The sequence below is a fragment of the Sinobacterium caligoides genome (assembly GCF_003752585.1).
In the GTDB taxonomy this organism is placed as follows: Bacteria; Pseudomonadota; Gammaproteobacteria; order Pseudomonadales; family Sinobacteriaceae; genus Sinobacterium; species Sinobacterium caligoides.
In genome coordinates this window covers 1-20674 of record NZ_RKHR01000010.1, presented here as the reverse complement: position 1 = coordinate 20674, position 20674 = coordinate 1, and the positions used below count along the sequence as shown (strand labels likewise).

The window sequence follows — 20674 nt, the reverse complement described above, 5'->3', positions numbered from 1 at the left end:
GAATGGAGTGCGCATTCTATAGACGTTCAAGTGGCCCGTCAAATCTTTTCTTGCGCACGATCATGACAGCGCAATAGCAACGAAATTAAGACACAAAAAAGGCGCCCTAAGGCGCCTTTCGTAATCAACCGATATTACTCGATGATTTTAGCAACAACACCAGCACCAACAGTACGACCACCTTCACGAATCGCGAAGCGTAGACCATCATCCATGGCAATTGGGTTGATTAGAGTAACAACCATCTGGACGTTATCACCCGGCATTACCATCTCAACACCCTCTGGCAACTCACAAGCGCCAGTGATATCAGTGGTACGGAAGTAGAACTGCGGACGGTAGCCCTTGAAGAATGGAGTGTGACGTCCGCCTTCATCCTTACCCAACACGTATACTTCTGCTTCAAACTTAGTGTGAGGAGAGATCGAACCCGGCGCACAAAGCACCTGACCACGCTCAACGTCATCACGCTTAGTACCACGCAATAGCGCACCAACGTTCTCACCTGCACGACCTTCGTCAAGCAGCTTGCGGAACATTTCCACACCAGTACAGGTAGTAGTCTGAGTGTCGCGAATACCAACGATCTCAACGCTGTCACCAGTGTTAAGAATACCGCGCTCGATACGACCAGTTACAACAGTACCACGACCAGAGATCGAGAATACGTCCTCAATCGGCATGATGAAAGCACCGTCGATGGCACGCTCAGGCTCAGGGATGTAAGTATCAAGAGCTTCAACCAGCTTCTTAACAGCTGTAGTACCTAGCTCGTTATCATCTTCGCCGTTTAGCGCCATCAGCGCAGAACCACAGATAATTGGCGTGTCGTCGCCAGGGAAGTCGTACTGGCTCAGCAGATCACGCAGCTCCATTTCGACCAACTCTTGCATCTCTTCGAATTCCTCAGAATCAACGCCACCACAGTCTTCTGCAAGAAGGTCGGCCTTGTTAAGGAAAACAACAATGTAAGGTACGCCAACCTGACGCGAAAGCAGGATGTGCTCACGAGTCTGAGGCATTGGACCATCGGTCGCACCACAAACCAGGATAGCGCCATCCATCTGCGCAGCACCGGTGATCATGTTCTTAACATAATCAGCGTGACCCGGGCAGTCTACGTGCGCGTAGTGACGGATAGTTGAGTCATACTCAACGTGAGATGTTGCGATAGTGATACCGCGCTCACGCTCTTCTGGCGCATTATCGATGCCGTCAAATGCAACAGCTTCGCCACCAAAAACTTCAGCACATACACGGGTAAGAGCCGCAGTAAGTGTGGTCTTACCGTGGTCAACGTGACCGATGGTGCCGACGTTAACGTGCGGCTTACTACGTTCAAATTTTTCTTTTGCCACTTTCGTGATCCTCTAAATATATAAGTGTTAAATATAACGCCGTTATCTACCGGTGTTTTTTGCAATTATTTCATCTGCAACATTCTTTGGAGCCTCGGCATATTTGTCGAACTCCATAGCATATGTCGCACGCCCCTGAGTCGCAGAACGTAAATCAGTTGCATAGCCAAACATCTGAGCCAACGGTACCTCTGCAGTTACCACTTTGCCAGAAGGACCATCTTCCATGCCGCCAATTATACCGCGACGCCGATTCAAATCACCAACGACGTCACCCATATAATTCTCCGGCGTAACCACCTCAACCTTCATTATCGGTTCAAGCAGCACTGCACCACCATGCTCACTCAACTTCTTGGTTGCCATGCTTGCCGCAACCTTAAAAGCCATTTCATTCGAGTCAACATCGTGGAACGAACCATCGTAAAGCGTAGCCTTGATACCCAGCAAAGGATAGCCCGCCAATACGCCATTCTTAGTTTGTTCAGCAATACCCTTCTGCACTGCCGGTATATACTCACGAGGCACAGAGCCACCGACGATTTCGCTAACAAACTCTAACTCTTCGGCATTACTATCATCAGCTGGCTCAAATTTGATCCAGACATGACCATACTGCCCTCGCCCGCCAGACTGACGCACAAACTTTCCTTCAATATCAGAAGTATTGCGAATCGTTTCGCGATAGGCGACCTGCGGCTTACCGATATTCGCCTCGACACTAAACTCACGACGCATACGATCAATAAGGATATCTAGGTGCAGCTCACCCATACCAGAGATAATCGTCTGCCCCGACTCCTCGTCAGTCTCAACCCTAAACGATGGATCTTCTTGCGCCAACTTACCTAGCGCCATGCCCATCCGTTCCTGATCCGCCTTTGTCCTCGGCTCAACAGCTACCGAGATGACAGGCTCAGGAAACTCCATACGCTCGAGCACGACCTTATGATCCATCGAGCAAAGCGTGTCGCCGGTTGTCACATCTTTTAGGCCGATCGCCGCCGCAATATCGCCAGCCAAGACCTCTTTGATTTCCTGACGATCATTTGAGTGCATCTGCACCATCCGACCAATCCGCTCACGCTTCTGCTTAACCGAATTATAAATAGCATCGCCACTTTTCAGCGTGCCAGAGTAAGCCCGAAAGAAGGTCAGCGTGCCAACAAAAGGGTCAGTCGCGATTTTAAAGGCTAAGGCCGCAAAAGGCGCATCATCCTTTGCCTCGCAAATGATGTGTGAGCCATCCTCCAGCTCACCATCGATTGCTTTAACCTCTTCAGGAGACGGCATATATTCGACCACCGCATCCAACATCGCTTGAACGCCTTTGTTTTTAAAGGCCGAACCACCGATAACCGGCACAATTTCATTCGCAAGGGTGCGCGCCCTTAAGCCAGACTTTAGCTCAGACTCAGTCAGTTCCCCTTCCTCGAGATACCTTTCCATGAGCTCCTCGTTGGCTTCTGCCGCGGACTCCATCATGTACTCACGCATCTCTTGGACCTGCTCGACCATATCGGCAGGCACCTCAGCATAATCGAAGGTCATCCCCTGATCAGCCTCATTCCAAAGTATTGCCTTGTTTTTTACAAGATCGACAACACCCTTAAATTCTTCTTCAGCTCCAATGGTCATTTGTAATGGCACAGCATTACAACCCAAGCGGGTCTTTAGCTGCTCAACAACCATGCCAAAGTCTGCTCCAGCTCGATCCATCTTGTTGACGAACACCAAGCGAGGAACTTCATATTTATCTGCTTGACGCCACACCGTTTCGGTCTGCGGCTGCACACCTGATGAACCACATAACACAACCACAGCGCCATCAAGCACGCGCAGAGAACGCTCTACCTCGATGGTAAAGTCTACGTGCCCAGGGGTGTCGATAATATTGATTCGATGCTGATCAAACTGCTGCTGCATACCCTGCCAAAAACAAGTAGTTGCTGCAGAGGTAATAGTTATACCGCGCTCCTGCTCTTGCTCCATCCAGTCCATGGTGGCTGCACCATCGTGAACCTCACCAATTTTATGGGAAAGGCCGGTATAGAACAAAACTCGCTCTGTAGTGGTGGTTTTACCAGCATCTACATGCGCACATATACCGATATTACGGTATTTGCTTATTGGGGTCTGACGTGCCACGTCACGATCTCCAGTTTATTAAAGCCAAAATTAAACTGGGGCAAAAATGCCCCAGTCAATCTACGAGCTTTAGAAGCGGTAGTGAGAGAACGCCTTGTTGGCCTCAGCCATACGGTGAACATCTTCACGCTTCTTAACCGCTGCACCCTTGCTCTGTGAAGCATCAAGGATTTCACCAGCTAGACGCTGCTGCATGGATTTTTCACCACGGTTACGGGAGTACTCAACCAACCAGCGCATAGCTAGCGCTTGACGGCGAGATGGACGCACTTCAACGGGCACCTGGTAAGTTGCACCGCCAACACGACGCGACTTAACCTCAACCATAGGCGCGATATTCTCTAACGCCTCGATGAATACTTCTACTGGCGGCTTGCTGCTTTTCTCTGCAACCTGGTCCAGCGCTTTGTAAACAATGCGCTCTGCAACCGACTTCTTACCACTAATCATTACGTGGTTGATAAACTTAGCTAGCGTGACATCACCAAACTTAGGGTCTGGTAGGATCTCACGCTTAGCGACAACGCGTCTTCTAGGCATGTCTTGCTCTCTTCAGGTTATTCCAAAACGTGTCTTGTGACCGTTTGGCCTTACTTTCTCTTCGTGTCAGTTGACACCGAAAAAGCCAGGATTGATTTATGACTTAGGACGCTTAGTACCGTACTTAGAACGGCCTTGCTTACGGTCTGCTACACCAGAGGTGTCGAGGGCGCCACGAACGGTGTGATAACGCACACCCGGCAAATCCTTAACACGACCGCCACGAATCAGCACAACACTGTGCTCCTGCAGGTTATGACCTTCACCACCGATGTAGGAGGTAACTTCAAAACCATTAGTCAGACGAACACGACATACTTTACGTAGCGCTGAGTTCGGCTTCTTAGGAGTGGTTGTATAAACACGTGTGCATACGCCACGACGCTGCGGACAAGCCTGCAGAGCCGGAACGTCAGTCTTTTTGACCTTACGCTTCCTAGGCTTACGAACCAACTGGTTGATCGTTGCCATAGATATGGACTCCAAATATAATTTCAGCGCATCATTGCACTAAAACATTACAAAAAGATGATCGGTATTGATCATCCCGCTCTCGTTGAAAAAGCGGAGGCAGATATTATCTGGCCTGACCGCTTTCGTCAAGCAGAGCGAAGGCTATCACCCCCCCACTCTGAATTATTCAGCCTTGAATTACTTCAGGGCCTCGAACAGAGCCTGCTCTGCTTCGAGGGCAGAGATGCCCTGTCCACGAGTCAAGACTTCGTCTTTCTTACGCTTACGCTCAGCATGATATGCCAAGCCAGTACCGGCCGGAATCAAACGACCGACTACCACGTTTTCTTTCAAGCCGCGTAAGTAATCACGCTTGCCAGTAACGGCTGCCTCAGTAAGAACACGCGTCGTCTCCTGGAACGAGGCCGCCGAGATGAACGACTCAGTAGCCAACGATGCCTTAGTGATACCTAGCAACACACGCTCATACTTAGCAGGGAACTTGCCGTCAGCAATCAGCGCGGCATTTTCTCTGATTAAGTTAACGTACTCTACCTGCTCACCTTTGATGAAGCTGGAGTCTCCTGAGTCCGTGATATCAACCTTACGCAGCATCTGGTTAACGATAACCTCAATATGCTTATCGTTAATACCAACACCCTGTAGGCGATAAACTTCCTGAATCTCAGTAGTGATGTAGCGCGCAAGCACCTCCTCACCCTTAAGACGCAGAATATCGTGTGGACTTGGTGGCCCTTCAGAAACCACATCACCCTTCTCAACCGTCTCACCTTCAAACACAGACATGGTGCGCCATTTCGGGATCAACAGTTCATAGTGATCCGCGCCATTTGGCCCTTCCTGTCCTTCGAGTGGCGTAATGACCAGTCGACGCTTACCTTTGGCTTCCTTACCGAAACTGATCGTACCGGTAATTTCCGCCAAAATAGCTGGCTCTTTCGGCTTACGCGCCTCGAACAGATCGGCAACACGCGGCAGACCACCGGTGATATCACGGGTCTTCGAACCTTCCTGCGGTATCCGTGCCAGAACGTCGCCTGACTTCACATCACTGCCATCGGTCATCTGTAGGATCGCATTCGCTGGCAAGAAGTAGTGTGCGGGTACGTTAGTACCGGCAATACAAACCTCAACACCAGAGGCGTCAACCAGTGTAACAGCAGGTCGAATATCTTTACCGGCCAACGGACGCTCGGCTGGATCGATAACCGTGATACTGCTCAAGCCAGTCAGCTCGTCAGTAATGGTGCGGACGGTAATACCCTCTTCCATTCCGGAGAACTTCGCGATACCACCCACCTCGGTAACGATTGGGTGCGTGTGCGGATCCCACTTAGCGACGATATCACCAGCTTCGATCTTCGCTCCATCTTTGGCGTTGATGATGGCACCAAACGGTAGCTTGTAACGCTCACGCTCGCGACCATTTAGGTCGGCAACGGTAATTTCAGAGCTACGAGAAACGGTAATACAGCTACCGTCTTCTTTATCTACTGATTTAACGTTGACATAGCGGATCGTCCCCGACTGCTTAACCTGTACGCTATCGGCGGCGGTAGCACGTGAGGCCGCACCACCAATGTGGAAGGTACGCATCGTCAACTGTGTACCGGGCTCACCGATTGATTGCGCGGCAATAACACCAATTGACTCACCGGCATTAACACGGTGACCACGAGCCAAATCACGACCGTAACAGCTTGAACATACGCCGTGGTATGTATCACAGGTAATTACAGAGCGTACCAGTACCTCATCAATACCAAACTCTTCAAGGCGTATAACCCACTTTTCGTCGATCAAGGTGCCGGCAGTGACTGCAATCTGGTCGCTACCAGGCTTAAGAACGTCACGAGCGACGGTACGACCAAGTACCCGCGCACCAAGAGTTTCGATGATGTCACCACCCTCGATAACAGGCGTCATGGTGAGACCGTTCTCAGTGCCACAATCGTCTTCAGTAACAACCAAATCCTGAGCCACATCGACCAGGCGGCGCGTCAAGTATCCCGAGTTCGCCGTCTTCAAGGCGGTATCCGCTAGCCCCTTACGAGCACCGTGAGTCGAGATAAAGTACTGCAGGATGTTAAGACCTTCACGGAAGTTAGCCGTGATTGGCGTCTCAATGATCGAGCCGTCCGGCTTGGCCATCAAGCCACGCATACCAGAGAGCTGACGAATCTGCGCCTGCGAACCACGAGCACCGGAGTCGGCCATGATAAAGACAGAGTTGAAGGACTTCTGCTGGACTTCATTGCCATCACGATCGATGACACTCTCCACTTCCAACGTCTCCATCATTTTCTTGGTGACCAAGTCGTTGGTGCGCGACCAAATATCAATCACCTTGTTGTACTTTTCGCCCTGCGTCACTAGACCAGATGCATACTGGTCTTCGATCTCTTTCACTTCAGCTTCAGCGTCTGCGATGATGACTTTCTTCTCATCCGGGATGACGAAGTCATTAACACCGATCGAGGCACCCGACTTAGTCGAGTACTCAAATCCGGTATACATCAGCTGATCGGCAAAAATAACCGTCGCTTTCAGACCAACCTTACGATAACACTCGTTCAAAACCTGCTGAATGGCCTTCTTGGTCATGTCGCGGTTGACTGTTGTCGCATCAAACGGAAGTCCATCTGGCACAGCCTGCCAAAGCAGAGCACGACCCACCGTTGTATCGGCGATGCGCTGAGAAACGATTTTTTCACCGGCCTCATCAAAAATAGCTTCTTCGATACGAACCTTGACCTTAGCCTGCAGATCAACTTGGTGCGAACCAAACGCGCGTGTTACTTCTGCCATATCGGCAAAGTAAGTGCCCTCACCTTTGGCGTTAATGCGCTCACGGGTCATCCAGTAAAGCCCCAATACCACATCCTGCGAAGGCACGATGATTGGGTCGCCGTTCGCTGGCGATAAGATGTTGTTCGTCGACATCATCAAAGCACGAGACTCAAGCTGAGCCTCAATCGTCAGCGGTACGTGTACCGCCATCTGATCACCATCGAAGTCGGCGTTGTATGCCGCGCAGACCAATGGGTGCAATTGAATCGCCTTACCTTCGATCAATACAGGCTCGAAGGCTTGGATACCAAGACGGTGCAATGTCGGTGCTCGGTTAAGTAGCACTGGGTGCTGGCGAATAACGCCTTCTAGAATGTCCCAGACTTCCGCTGGCTCACGCTCAACAAGCTTCTTCGCCGCCTTGATCGTAGTCGCCTGACCACGTGCCTCTAACTTGGCATAGATAAACGGCTTAAATAGCTCTAGCGCCATCTTCTTAGGCAGACCACACTGATGCAGTCGAAGCGTCGGACCAACCACGATAACCGAACGACCGGAGTAATCGACACGCTTACCAAGTAAGTTCTGACGGAAGCGACCCTGCTTACCTTTGATCATATCGGCAAGAGACTTCAGCGGACGCTTATTTGAACCCGTGATAGCACGGCCACGACGACCGTTATCCAGTAACGCATCAACGGCTTCCTGCAACATACGCTTTTCGTTGCGTACAATGATATCTGGCGCGTTGAGCTCGAGTAGACGCTTCAAACGGTTGTTACGGTTGATTACTCGACGGTACAGATCGTTAAGATCAGAAGTCGCGAAACGACCACCATCAAGCGGTACCAACGGGCGAAGATCGGGCGGCAGTACCGGTAGAACCTCAAGAATCATCCACTCTGGCTTATTGCCAGAATTTTGGAAGGCTTCCATAAGCTTCAGTCGCTTAGAGAGCTTCTTGATCTTAGTTTCAGAGTTGGTTAGTGGCATCGCCTCGCGGATATCGCGAACCTCTACCTCAAGATCCATGCTCGACATAAGGGCCTGTACCGCTTCAGCCCCCATCTTAGCGACAAACTCGTCGCCGAACTCTTCCATTGCTTCGTAGTACTGCTCATCGTTGAGTAGCTGACCACGCTCCAGCGTCGTCATGCCTGGATCGATAACAACGAAGTGTTCGAAGTACAAAATACGCTCGATATCACGCAAGGTCATATCGAGTAGCAAGCCAATACGGCTTGGCAGTGATTTTAGGAACCAAATGTGGGCTACTGGGCTAGCCAGCTCAATATGACCCATGCGCTCACGACGCACTTTTGCCAATGCGACTTCGACACCACACTTCTCACAAATCACGCCACGATGCTTCAGGCGCTTATATTTACCACACAGGCACTCGTAATCTTTAACTGGGCCAAAAATCTTGGCACAGAACAAGCCGTCGCGCTCTGGCTTAAAGGTACGATAGTTTATAGTCTCAGGCTTTTTAACTTCACCATAAGACCAAGAGCGAATCATCTCAGGGGATGCCAGGCCAATCTTGATAGAATCAAATTCATCAGATTGTCCCTGTGACTTGAGCAAATTCAATAAGTCTTTCAAGGCTTTTCTCCGTTCGGTGCGTCAGCTTGGCGAGCCGCAAGGCCCGCCGCCGATAAAATCAATAGATTGGCTTATTCAGTATCTAAGTCGATGTCGATACCGAGCGAGCGGATCTCTTTGATCAAAACATTGAAGGACTCGGGCATGCCCGGCTCCATACGATGATCACCATCTACGATATTCTTGTACATCTTAGTACGACCATTAACGTCATCAGACTTAACCGTCAGCATTTCCTGCAAGGTATAGGCGGCACCATATGCCTCCAATGCCCACACTTCCATCTCACCGAAGCGCTGGCCACCAAACTGAGCTTTACCGCCCAGTGGCTGCTGCGTGACAAGGCTGTACGAACCGGTAGAACGCGCATGCATCTTATCGTCAACCAAGTGGTTCAACTTCAGCATGTACATATAACCAACGGTTACAGGACGCGTAAACTCATCACCGGTACGACCGTCTTTCAACACTAGCTGGCCACTATCTGGTAGGTGAGCGAGTTTCAGCAGCGCTTTGATCTCCGCTTCTTTCGCACCATCGAAGACCTGGGTAGCCATCGGCACACCAGTCTTGAGGTTTTCAGCTAACTCGATAATCTCCTGATCGCTAAAGCTATCAAGGTCTTCTTTACGGTTGGCCTCACCGGTAGTGTTGTAGATCTCTTCTAGTAGCTTGCGAATATCTGCAACAGCGCGCTGCTGCTCCAGCATATCGCCGATACGATGACCAAGCCCCTTCGCCGCAAGGCCAAGGTGAGTCTCAAGAATCTGACCAACGTTCATTCGTGACGGTACGCCAAGCGGGTTCAGTACGATATCGACTGGACGCCCCTTCTCGTCGTAAGGCATATCCTCTTCCGGCATGATGACCGAGATAACACCCTTGTTACCGTGACGACCAGCCATCTTATCACCGGGCTGAATACGACGCTTAATAGCAAGGTAGACCTTAACGATCTTCTGTACACCTGGGGCGAGATCATCGCCACTTTGTAGCTTGCCTTTCTTGATCTCGAAGCGCTCGTCGAGGTCCTTACGGAGCTCAACCATGATCTTCTCAGATTCTTCGATCAGCTCGTTAAGAGACTCATCCTGCATACGTAGACGGAACCACTGCTCGCCCTCAAGGCCGCTCAAGCTTGCCTCGTCGAGAACAGTACCAGCCGAAAGGCCTGCGCCACCGCTAACAGTTGCGCCAAGCAATGCAGTTTTCAAGCGATCAAGTGCCGCCGATTCAACAATGCGGAACTCTTCCTGCAAGTCCTTGCGGTAGTTATCCAGCTGCGAAGTCTCAATCTCTTTCGCACGCGAATCCTTCTCTAGACCGTCACGCGTGAAGACCTGAACGTCGATGACAGTACCTTTTACGCTTGAAGGAACACGTAATGAAGTATCCTTAACATCGGAGGCTTTCTCGCCAAAGATGGCACGTAGCAGCTTCTCCTCTGGAGTTAGCTGTGTCTCGCCCTTCGGTGTGACCTTACCAACCAGAATATCACCACCCAGTACTTCGGCACCGATATAAACAATACCAGAGTCATCAAGCTTGCCGAGAGCACCTTCACCTACATTGGGAATATCAGCAGTAATTTCTTCTGCTCCCAACTTGGTATCACGTGCGATACAGGTCAGCTCCTGAATGTGAATAGTGGTAAAGCGATCTTCTTTAACGACGCGCTCTGAAACAAGGATCGAGTCTTCGAAGTTGTAACCGTTCCAAGGCATAAACGCGATACGCATATTCTGACCAAGTGCCAGCTCACCAAGATCGATCGAGGGCCCGTCAGCAAGAATATCGCGACGCTTAACGGCATCACCCTTCTTAACAATTGGACGCTGATTAATACAGGTGTTCTGGTTAGAACGTGTGTACTTGGTTAGATTGTAGATGTCGACACCGTTACGGCCATCGGCAATCTCTTCTTCGTTAACACGAACAACAATACGCTGCGCATCAACTGAGTCAATCACACCACCGCGGCGTGCAACAACACAGACACCGGAGTCTTGCGCGACGTTGCGCTCAATACCGGTACCAACCACTGGTGCTTGTGACTTCAGCGTCGGTACAGCCTGACGCTGCATGTTAGAGCCCATCAATGCGCGGTTCGCGTCATCGTGCTCTAGAAACGGGATCAAAGAGGCAGCGACAGAAACCACCTGCTTCGGCGACACGTCCATATACTGCACTTCACCCGGTGTCTTGAGGGTGAATTCATTCAAGTGACGAACATTAACCATGTCTTCGATAAGGTTATTGTTCTCATCGAGTTGCGCAGAAGACTGGGCGATGACATATTCAGCTTCGTTAATTGCCGAAAGAAAAACAATTTCGTCAGTCGCATGACCATCTTTAACGATTCGATACGGCGACTCTAGGAAACCATACTCGTTGGTACGAGCATAGGTGGCCAACGAGTTGATCAAACCGATATTCGGTCCTTCCGGTGTTTCGATAGGACATACACGACCATAGTGAGTTGGATGTACATCTCGCACCTCAAAACCAGCACGCCCACGCGTTAAACCACCAGGGCCTAAAGCAGAGACACGTCGTTTATGCGTGACCTCCGAGAGCGGGTTGTTTTGATCCATGAACTGCGACAACTGGCTAGAACCGAAGAATTCTTTAACGGCAGCAGCAACAGGCTTGGCATTGATCAGGTCTTGAGGCATTAAACCTTCAGACTCTGCCATGCTCAGGCGTTCCTTAACGGCACGTTCAACACGCACAAGTCCGACACGGAACTGGTTCTCAGCCATTTCACCCACAGAGCGAATGCGTCGGTTACCGAGGTGATCAATATCATCGACCATGCCATCACCGTTGCGAATAGCAACGAGAGTCCTCAAAACATCGACAATATCATCACGCGACAGCGTACCCTCGCCCACCGACTCTTCGCGACCCAAGCGGCGATTGAACTTCATCCGACCAACGCTTGAAAGGTCATAGCGCTCAGGCGAGAAGAACAGGTTCTGGAACAAGGTCTCAGCCGCTTCTTTTGTCGGCGGCTCACCTGGACGCATCATCCGGTAGATCTCGACCAAAGCTTCCAAGCTACTACGAGTAATATCAGTACGTAGTGTGTCGGCAATAAACGAACCACAATCTAATTCGTTAGTGTAAATAGTCTCAACGGCAGGGACTTTTGCCTCAACAAGCGCTTCAATCGCCTCTTCGGTAAGCAGCGTGTTGCACTCAAGCAGCAGCTCACCGGTTTCGGTATTCACCACATCCTTTGCCAGCGCACGACCTAACAAATAATCCGCAGGCACATTAAGCTCTTGAAGATTCAGCTTGGTGATTTGGCGAATATGGCGCGCTGTTATACGTCGACCCGTCTCGACAATGATCTTACCGTCAGCATCTTTGAGATCAAAGGCTGCAGCTTCACCGCGCAGACGTTCTGGCACCAACTTATAGTTGTAGGTGCCGTCTGCCTGTAACGAAAACTCGTCAGCACCGTAGAACATATCGATCATTTCTTCGGAGCTGTATCCCAAAGCTCGAAGTAGAACGGTCGCTGGTAGTTTGCGACGTCGATCGATACGGACAAATACAAGATCTTTAGGATCAAATTCAAAATCCAACCACGAGCCACGGTAAGGAATCACACGCGCAGAGTAAAGCAACTTACCTGAGGAGTGGGTCTTACCCTTATCATGGTCGAAGAATACACCCGGGGAACGGTGTAGCTGTGAAACAATGACTCGTTCAGTACCGTTAATAACGAAGGTACCATTCTCAGTCATCAAGGGAATTTCACCCATGTAGACTTCCTGCTCTTTTATGTCCTTAATGGACTTATTAGCAGAGTCTTTATCGTAAATAATAAGGCGAACCTTGACGCGCAAGGGAACCGCGTACGTCACACCACGTTGCTGACACTCAACAACGTCAAAAACAGGTGCACCAAGAGCATAATCAACATACTCAAGCGCTGCACTACCTGAGTAGCTAACGATAGGGAAAACCGACTTAAAGGCTGCATGCAAGCCAACATCTTGGCGCTCAGCTACGGTGATACCGCTTTGGGTAAAATTGCGATAGGAATCCAGCTGAATTGCCAAAAGATAAGGAATATCCTTAACATGCGGCAGTTTACCAAAATCCTTACGGATACGTTTTTTCTCAGTGTACGAGTAGGCCATCAGTACTCCCCAGTAGTTTATTGAGATCTCTAAATGGTCGAGGAAAACGCCACCACTTGCGCGTTCGATCTGCTCCCTCAGAGGTTGGCTAAACCCCGTTGAACCGGCATAGAATAACGTCGCTGTCAGTATTACCCTTTAGAGACGACAAAAGGCCGACGGTGAAATTACCGCCAGCCTCTCTGCTTTTCTCTCGAAAAGCCTTATGCAACTGCCAGCTTACTTAAGCTCGGCTTTAGCACCTGCTTCTTCGAAGTCTTTAACCATCTGCTCAGCTTCTTCCTTAGGAATGCCTTCTTTGATGGTAGCAGGAATGCCGTCAACCAACGCCTTAGCGTCTTTCAGGCCAAGACCGGTGATAGCACGAACTGCCTTAATAGCAGATACTTTCTTCTCACCAGCGTCAGTCAAGATGACGTCGAATTCAGTCTGTGCTTCAGCAGCGGCTTCGCCACCAGCAGCAGGACCAGCAGCAACAGCAGCTGCAGATACGCCGAATTTCTCTTCCATTGCTTCGATTAGCTCAACCACGTCCTTTACAGACATTTCGGCTACAGCATTGATGATATCTTCTTTAGTCAAAGACATTTGTCAAATCCTAGTACTTTGGGAACTTTCGTTCGTTAAAATCTAAATTAGGAGCGGCAAGTAAAAACTTACGCTGCTTCCTGTTCTTTCTGGTCGCGAAGGGCCGCAAAAGTGCGAACCAACTTACCAGCTGAAGCTTCCTTCATTACGCTCATCAACTTAGCAATAGCCTCGTCGTATGTCGGTAGGCTGGCCAACAGAGCAATATCTGTTAACTCACCTTCGAATGCTGCAGCGCGAAGCTCTAACTTGTCATTACCTTTAGCGAAATCCTTGAGGATACGCGCACCAGCACCAGGGTGCTCGTCAGAAAATGCAATTAGAGTAGGACCGCTGAAAGAGTCGACTAGACATTCCAGATCGGTACCTTGTACGGCACGACGAGCTAGCGTATTACGAATCACGCGAAGGCTTACACCTGCCTCACGAGCTTCGCTACGCAGAGCTGTCATATCAGTCACAGATACACCACGTGCATCGGCAACCACTGCAGACAGAGCGTTTTTAGCAGCTTCATGGACTTCAGCGACAATCGCTTTTTTGTCTTCTAGTCCTAATGCCACAAAATTTCTCCTGAAATATGACCGATAAATCGATCTATTCTGCACATAGAAAGCTGTTAAGGTCTCTATGCAATTTCAGTAAAATAAGTAAATTAAATACCTATTCAACCATCTACGTTGGCAGCCCAAAGGCAATTAAGCTTACGCACCGACGGTCTTTGATGGTCTTCAGTCTTAACTAAAGACCCCAAAGTTCACACCCTTTGCTCGCATCACTGCGAACAAAGAAATTACAGCTCTAAGCTAGACTGGTCCAAAACAAGACCAGGCCCCATAGTAGTGCTCAGAGTTATCTTCTTAAGATAAATACCCTTCGCTGAAGCTGGCTTACCCTTCTTCAGGTCAGCCACTAGAGCTTCAAGGTTCTCTTTGACAGCAGTGACATCAAAGCCAACCTTACCGATAGCACCGTGGATGATGCCCTTTTTATCTGTGCGATAACGAACCTGACCGGCTTTAGCGTTCTTAACCGCTGTAGCAACATCAGGGGTTACGGTGCCAGTCTTTGGATTAGGCATAAGACCACGAGGACCCAGCACCTGACCTAACTGACCGACAACACGCATGGCGTCCGGGCTAGCGACAACAACGTCGAAGTCCATCATGCCGCCTTTGATTTCAGCAGCCAGATCATCCATACCGACAAACTCTGCACCAGCTGCCTTAGCAGCTTCAGCGTTTGCACCCTGTGTAAATACCGCAACACGTACATCAGAACCAGTACCGTGTGGCATTACTGTCGCACCACGAACCTGCTGATCAGATTTACGCGCATCAACACCAAGGTTAACCGCGATTTCAACAGACTCTTTAAACTTTACTGTTGATAGCTCAGTCAACAACGCAACCGCTTCATCAATAGCGTACTGCTTACCTGGTTCAACTTTCTCATTGATCGCCTTCTGGCGCTTAGTTAGCTTAGCCATGAGTTATCCCTCCACCTCTAAACCAGCGCTGCGAGCAGTACCCGCAATACAGCGAACAGCCGCATCCATATCAGCAGCAGTTAAATCAGCCATCTTAGTAGTGGCAATTTCTTCCAGTTGAGCGCGGGTAACCTTGCCAACCTTCTTGCTGTTAGGCGTACCTGAACCACTCTTGATACCAGCGGCCTTCAACAACAAAACTGCTGCAGGTGGTGTCTTGGTGATAAAGGTAAAGCTACGATCGCCATATACAGTAATAACTACTGGGATTGGCAGACCTGCTTCCATACCCTGAGTCTGAGCGTTAAACGCCTTACAGAACTCCATGATATTCACACCGTGCTGACCCAATGCAGGACCAACTGGTGGACTTGGATTTGCTTTACCAGCTGCAACTTGCAGCTTAATATAAGCTTCTACTTTCTTCGCCATTGCGACCTTCTCCAATGTGGGTATAACGCATCAAACAATGATGCTTCCCGGCTTAGTAGCTTTCGCTACAGTTAAAACTAAATCTTTTCTACCTGACCAAACTCGAGATCAACTGGTGTAGAACGCCCGAAAATCAAGACAGCAACTTTGAGTCGACTCTTCTCATAATCAACTTCTTCCACGCTGCCATTAAAGTCATTAAACGGACCATCGACAACACGGACGGTCTCACCTGGCTCGAACAGTGTTTTCGGCTTAGGCTTCTCGCTGCTATCCTGAATCCTATTAAGGATGGTATGAGCCTCTGCCTCGGAGATCGGTGCCGGCTTATCGGCCTTACCACCAATAAAGCCCATAACACGCGGCGTCTCTTTGACCAAGTGCCAACTCTCGTCACACAACTCCATTTCGACCAAGACATAACCAGGAAAGAATTTTCTTTCACTCTTACGCTTTTGACCGGCACGTACCTCGACCACTTCCTCAGTAGGAACTAGCACATCACCAAAAAGATGGTGCATCTGCTTAAGCTCTATTTGCTCTTTAATCGCATTCTGAACACGTTTTTCATAACCTGAAAAGGCATGAACAACATACCAACGCTTAGCCATTAGCCTCTACCCTATAATTTTCGAGATAGCCCAACCCAACACAGAGTCTAGCATCCACAATATCAGCGCCATCACTAGAGTCAGCGCCACAACAATAAATGTAGTCTGCAACGTCTCCTGATGCGTAGGCCAAACGACTTTACGTATCTCGATGCGAGCATCTTTAATCAGCCCCCAGAAGGCAGCACCCTTAGCAGTCTGCAGCGCAATTGCCACCGCAACCCCTGCCATAACAATCAACGCCAACACCCTATACAACAAAGATTCATCGGAGAAATATGTATTACCGACAACACCAGCAACTACAATAGCAACTACCAACACCCATTTGATGATGTCGAACTTGCTAGCTTGGTCTTCTACTTTAGCGTTCATAGAGAGGTTAACGCCTCTTTCTCAAGGTTAATGTGCATCTCGCACCAACACAAACCGCCCTAAGGCGGGCGGTTTGTTAAATATGGCAGGCCACGACGGACTCGAACCGCCAACCCTCGGTTTTGGAAACCGATGCTCTACCAATTGAGCCAGTGGCCTATAAAATTGGAGGGGCAGTATACCACCCCTCTTCATCAATTACTCGATGATTTTAGCAACAACACCAGCACCAACGGTACGACCACCTTCGCGAATCGCGAAGCGTAGACCATCATCCATGGCGATTGGGTTGATCAGAGTAACAACCATCTGGACGTTATCACCCGGCATTACCATCTCAACACCCTCTGGCAACTCACAAGCACCAGTGATATCAGTGGTACGGAAGTAGAACTGTGGACGGTAACCTTTGAAGAATGGAGTGTGACGTCCGCCCTCATCCTTACCTAACACGTATACTTCTGCCTCAAACTTAGTATGAGGAGAGATCGAACCTGGCGCACAAAGTACCTGGCCACGTTCAACGTCATCACGCTTAGTACCACGCAATAACGCACCAACGTTCTCGCCTGCACGACCTTCGTCAAGCAGCTTGCGGAACATCTCTACACCAGTACAGGTAGTAGTCTGAGTGTCGCGAATACCAACGATCTCAACGCTGTCACCAGTGTTAAGAATACCGCGCTCGATACGACCAGTTACAACAGTACCACGACCAGAGATCGAGAATACGTCCTCAATCGGCATGATGAAAGCACCGTCGATAGCACGCTCAGGCTCAGGGATGTAAGTATCAAGAGCTTCAACCAGCTTCTTAACAGCGGTAGTACCTAGCTCGTTATCATCTTCGCCGTTTAGCGCCATCAGCGCAGAACCACAGATAATTGGCGTGTCGTCGCCAGGGAAGTCGTACTGGCTCAGCAGATCACGCAGCTCCATTTCGACCAACTCTTGCATCTCTTCGAATTCCTCAGAATCAACGCCACCACAATCTTCTGCAAGAAGGTCGGCCTTGTTAAGGAAAACAACAATGTAAGGTACGCCGACCTGACGCGAAAGCAGGATGTGCTCACGAGTCTGAGGCATTGGACCATCGGTCGCACCACAAACTAGGATAGCACCATCCATCTGCGCAGCACCGGTGATCATGTTCTTAACATAATCAGCGTGACCCGGGCAGTCTACGTGTGCGTAGTGACGGATAGTTGAGTCATACTCAACGTGAGATGTTGCGATAGTGATACCGCGCTCACGCTCTTCTGGCGCATTATCGATGCCGTCAAATGCAACAGCTTCGCCGCCAAAAACTTCAGCACATACACGGGTAAGAGCCGCAGTAAGTGTGGTCTTACCGTGGTCGACGTGACCAATGGTACCGACGTTTACGTGCGGCTTACTACGTTCAAACTTTTCCTTAGCCATCGAGACGACCTCCAAACAGAGTAATTATCAACTAAACCATGCGTAAACAGGAGAGCCCCAAATAGAGTACTCTCCTGTCCATACAAATTTGGAGCTCTTGAGCAGATTTGAACTGCCGACCTCACCCTTACCAAGGGTGTGCTCTACCAACTGAGCTACAAGAGCGAAATATATAAAAACTGGAGCGGGTAGCGGGAATCGAACCCGCATCATCAGCTTGGAAGGCTGAGGTTCTACCACTAAACTATACCCGCGGTATAAATAATGGTGGTGGGAGGTGGATTCGAACCACCGAAGCTTTCGCGTCAGATTTACAGTCTGATCCCTTTGGCCACTCGGGAATCCCACCAACATGAGGTACAAGCAAATGCTTTTACTACCTCAATAGCCTGCCATCAATGATGACAATCTTTCTCAAAACAGAATGGAGCTGATGATAGGAATTGAACCTACGACCGGCTGATTACAAATCAGCTGCTCTACCGACTGAGCTACATCAGCACTGTGCCCTGAGAACGACGCGAATATTAGTGGAAGCTTTCTGCGTTGGCAAGTGTTTTACAAACTAATTTTCTATTTTCTAAGTATGAGAAGTCTGAATGGAGATTTTCATACACTTTATCGATCGTTAGCGCTGCATTTTGCGCACCCACTGCCCAAAACACACTGCCAAACCTTTCCACCACTTTCAGCTTGACCCCGTAGCCAAGCGAGATATATTTGCGCTGCAATTGGTCGGCTCGAGCACGATTCTTAAACACCCCTAAAGAGATACCATTCTTAAGGTCGCCAGTTGATATATGGAAGCTATCCACCTGATTTGCCTGAAGCTGCCTTAGCTTGCGGAGCGCCTCTTTCTTGCTTGAGTAAGGACCTAAATAGACCCAGTAGTCCTCGCCGGTCTTGTTGCGCAACGCCTTAAATTCGACATCTATTCCAGCAGCATCAAAACGATTCTGCAGCTGACCTTTGGTAAGTTCGTCGCCTATCGGCCCGATAGCCCAACAAAGCTCTGCTTGCTTATCGATTACCGAGATCGTCTCCGATGCATCAACCTTCTCAACTGCCGAAGGCCTGAGCAGCGCCATTAGGGCAGAATGCTCCTTTTCACCTAGCTCGCTATACAGTTTGAAAGGCTGGTAGTCCTCCCCTACCGGAAGCGCCACCTTGACGACAGTTCCATGCTGCAAAAATAAGCCTATGCCAACATAGACAAGATTAAACACTAAACAGACAATAAATATTAAGCGCACAACGTCGAATACACCCAAAGTTAAAATAGCCCGCTGCCGAGTGAGGGTAGCTGATGCTAAAGTCGTGCAACTTCACTAGCCACGCAAAACAGCAGCACAATAGTCAAGTTCCCACAATGAATTACCGGTCATGACCTAAAAACAAGCCCAACCATCCGCACGCAAATAACGAACAGGTATTAATATCATAACTGAAAGATAATTATACCTACTGATAAGCACTATTTAGCCTCAGGGCCTCCTATGCCTGCCCCCGCACACTAACTTCTCCACCATGAAATACCTTTATTTCATTACCACGACTTACCTGTAGTGCTCCACTTTCATCAACACCCAACGCCTCACCAACATATGTGTCATTACCACTGGTGACGACTACCTGCTTATTCTGATGTGCATGCAAGGCAAGCCAAGCATCCCGATAGTGAGAAAAGCCCAGTTGCTCGTAATCTGTCAACATGGTTTCAAGCCCTACCAAAAGCGAAAAAATAAGCTCAGCCCTCGATATTCGCCCTCCAGCAGCCTCATCACAGCTAATCCATGGCTGATCTATACTCTGCTCTTCTCCCTTCATGTGTACATTTATACCGATACCGATAACTACGCTGCAAAGCCCTGAAGGATCGCCAGTCATCTCCAACAACACACCTGCAAGCTTTCTACCACTCACTAGCACATCGTTTGGCCATTTTAGTGCCACACCTTCAATCCCCAGGGACATTAGCGCCTTCGCTAGCGACACACCGACTGCGAGACTCATTCCCTCCAAGACCGAAGCACCACCATCAAATTTCCAACCAAGAGAGAGATAGATGTTCTGTGCATAAGGACTAACCCAACAGCGTCCCCTACGACCACGGCCAGCTGTTTGCATATCACAGGTTAACGCCTGCTTATGAAAGCCAACCGTATCTGCTGCGGCAGCCATTAGCTCGCTATTTGTCGAACTCAGTACAGCTCGATGGTCGTATTGAATTTCTGAACCAGAAAGCCGTAAACGCTCTGACAGCTCCGCTGGAAACAGTAGATCTATTCCACCCTCGACTCTATATCCCAGCCCCTTAACGCTCTCTATGTTCATTCCGCTGAGATTTAGTTTCTTAATTTGCTTCCAAGCAGCCGAGCGCGAGATCCCAAGTGAATCACCTAGGGCCTCACCAGAGTGATACTGACCATCAGCCAATATTTTTATAAGATCGTCATTCGTCATCAATCTACCTATAGATTTAAACACTCAAACCGACAAAAGAGGTTACTTTCAATACCTCATTATTACCAGTGAGCTGACACTAACAATACATCTTTGGCGAGCAATGAACTGCGACGGAAATAACATCCGTTTTATCCAGGCATAAAAAAACCCCGTAAGCGTTAGCTTACGGGGTTTTAGCATAAGAGCCTGACAATGACCTACTCTCACATGGGGAAGCCCCAC

At 49.3% G+C, this 20674-nt stretch carries 15 protein-coding genes and 5 tRNA genes; all 20 read right to left on the bottom strand.

The genetic code is table 11. From position 1 onward, the window contains the following. Nucleotides 1-134 precede the first annotated feature (134 nt). Nucleotides 135-1358 carry an elongation factor Tu gene (gene tuf / locus EDC56_RS18655; protein ID WP_123714098.1) on the bottom strand — a complete coding sequence of 408 codons (1224 nt, stop codon included), beginning with the start codon at nt 1356-1358 and terminating at the stop codon, nt 135-137. Nucleotides 1359-1400: 42 nt separating this feature from the next. Next, nucleotides 1401-3506, bottom strand: coding sequence for an elongation factor G (gene fusA, locus EDC56_RS18650; RefSeq protein WP_123714109.1), 2106 nt, complete (start codon nt 3504-3506; stop codon nt 1401-1403). Between the two features lie 69 nt (nt 3507-3575). Then, nucleotides 3576-4046, bottom strand: a complete 471-nt coding sequence (gene rpsG / locus EDC56_RS18645) for a 30S ribosomal protein S7 (RefSeq protein WP_123714108.1) — start codon at nt 4044-4046, stop codon at nt 3576-3578. A gap of 96 nt (nt 4047-4142) precedes the next feature. After that, entirely contained in the window at nt 4143-4517 is a 375-nt protein-coding gene (gene rpsL / locus EDC56_RS18640) for a 30S ribosomal protein S12 (RefSeq protein WP_123714107.1), read from the bottom strand. 180 nt (nt 4518-4697) lie between these two features. Further along, nucleotides 4698-8915, bottom strand: a complete 4218-nt coding sequence (rpoC, locus tag EDC56_RS18635) for a DNA-directed RNA polymerase subunit beta' (RefSeq protein ID WP_123714106.1) — start codon at nt 8913-8915, stop codon at nt 4698-4700. Nucleotides 8916-8986: 71 nt separating this feature from the next. Then, a complete protein-coding gene (rpoB, locus tag EDC56_RS18630) occupies nt 8987-13069 on the bottom strand; it encodes a DNA-directed RNA polymerase subunit beta (RefSeq protein ID WP_123714105.1) in 4083 nt (1360 codons plus the stop codon). Between the two features lie 219 nt (nt 13070-13288). Then, on the bottom strand, nt 13289-13657 hold the full coding sequence (gene rplL / locus EDC56_RS18625) for a 50S ribosomal protein L7/L12 (protein WP_123714104.1): 369 nt from the start codon (nt 13655-13657) through the stop codon (nt 13289-13291). A 68-nt stretch (nt 13658-13725) separates the two neighbouring features. Next, nucleotides 13726-14220, bottom strand: a complete 495-nt coding sequence (gene rplJ, locus EDC56_RS18620) for a 50S ribosomal protein L10 (RefSeq protein ID WP_123714103.1) — start codon at nt 14218-14220, stop codon at nt 13726-13728. Nucleotides 14221-14450: 230 nt separating this feature from the next. Then, nucleotides 14451-15146, bottom strand: coding sequence for a 50S ribosomal protein L1 (rplA, locus tag EDC56_RS18615; protein ID WP_123714102.1), 696 nt, complete (start codon nt 15144-15146; stop codon nt 14451-14453). Between the two features lie 3 nt (nt 15147-15149). Next, nucleotides 15150-15578 (bottom strand): 50S ribosomal protein L11, encoded by a 429-nt coding sequence (rplK, locus tag EDC56_RS18610; protein ID WP_123714101.1) that lies wholly within the window; start codon nt 15576-15578, stop codon nt 15150-15152. Between the two features lie 77 nt (nt 15579-15655). Beyond that, nucleotides 15656-16189, bottom strand: a complete 534-nt coding sequence (gene nusG / locus EDC56_RS18605) for a transcription termination/antitermination protein NusG (protein WP_123714100.1) — start codon at nt 16187-16189, stop codon at nt 15656-15658. Between the two features lie 6 nt (nt 16190-16195). After that, nucleotides 16196-16564, bottom strand: a complete 369-nt coding sequence (gene secE, locus EDC56_RS18600) for a preprotein translocase subunit SecE (RefSeq protein WP_123714099.1) — start codon at nt 16562-16564, stop codon at nt 16196-16198. Nucleotides 16565-16647: 83 nt separating this feature from the next. Further along, nucleotides 16648-16723: transfer RNA gene (locus tag EDC56_RS18595), tRNA-Trp, on the bottom strand. A gap of 39 nt (nt 16724-16762) precedes the next feature. Beyond that, the gene (tuf, locus tag EDC56_RS18590; protein ID WP_123714098.1) at nt 16763-17986 is read right to left on the bottom strand and encodes an elongation factor Tu; all 1224 of its coding nucleotides are present in this window, start codon (nt 17984-17986) and stop codon (nt 16763-16765) included. Nucleotides 17987-18075: 89 nt separating this feature from the next. Next, nucleotides 18076-18151: transfer RNA gene (locus EDC56_RS18585), tRNA-Thr, on the bottom strand. Nucleotides 18152-18166: 15 nt separating this feature from the next. After that, nucleotides 18167-18240 (bottom strand) — tRNA-Gly (locus EDC56_RS18580). Between the two features lie 11 nt (nt 18241-18251). After that, nucleotides 18252-18335: transfer RNA gene (locus EDC56_RS18575), tRNA-Tyr, on the bottom strand. A 76-nt stretch (nt 18336-18411) separates the two neighbouring features. After that, a tRNA-Thr gene (locus tag EDC56_RS18570) sits at nt 18412-18487 on the bottom strand. Between the two features lie 26 nt (nt 18488-18513). Beyond that, complete coding sequence (locus EDC56_RS18565) at nt 18514-19176, bottom strand: SPOR domain-containing protein (protein WP_148059466.1); 663 nt, start codon at nt 19174-19176, stop codon at nt 18514-18516. Nucleotides 19177-19480: 304 nt separating this feature from the next. Next, entirely contained in the window at nt 19481-20449 is a 969-nt protein-coding gene (gene birA / locus EDC56_RS18560; protein WP_123714096.1) for a bifunctional biotin--[acetyl-CoA-carboxylase] ligase/biotin operon repressor BirA, read from the bottom strand. Nucleotides 20450-20674 lie beyond the last annotated feature (225 nt).

Bases quoted from the DNA above. Each gene is read 5' to 3' on its own strand.
- secE (WP_123714099.1), bottom strand. From the start codon at position 16,564: ATGAACGCTAAAGTAGAAGACCAAGCTAGCAAGTTCGACATCATCAAA.
- rplA (WP_123714102.1), bottom strand. From the start codon at position 15,146: ATGGCTAAGCTAACTAAGCGCCAGAAGGCGATCAATGAGAAAGTTGAA.
- rpoB (WP_123714105.1), bottom strand. From the start codon at position 13,069: ATGGCCTACTCGTACACTGAGAAAAAACGTATCCGTAAGGATTTTGGT.
- rpsG (WP_123714108.1), bottom strand. From the start codon at position 4,046: ATGCCTAGAAGACGCGTTGTCGCTAAGCGTGAGATCCTACCAGACCCT.
- rplK (WP_123714101.1), bottom strand. From the start codon at position 15,578: ATGGCGAAGAAAGTAGAAGCTTATATTAAGCTGCAAGTTGCAGCTGGT.
- tuf (WP_123714098.1), bottom strand. From the start codon at position 17,986: ATGGCTAAGGAAAAGTTTGAACGTAGTAAGCCGCACGTAAACGTCGGT.
- rpsL (WP_123714107.1), bottom strand. From the start codon at position 4,517: ATGGCAACGATCAACCAGTTGGTTCGTAAGCCTAGGAAGCGTAAGGTC.
- rplL (WP_123714104.1), bottom strand. From the start codon at position 13,657: ATGTCTTTGACTAAAGAAGATATCATCAATGCTGTAGCCGAAATGTCT.
- nusG (WP_123714100.1), bottom strand. From the start codon at position 16,189: ATGGCTAAGCGTTGGTATGTTGTTCATGCCTTTTCAGGTTATGAAAAA.
- birA (WP_123714096.1), bottom strand. From the start codon at position 20,449: ATGACGAATGACGATCTTATAAAAATATTGGCTGATGGTCAGTATCAC.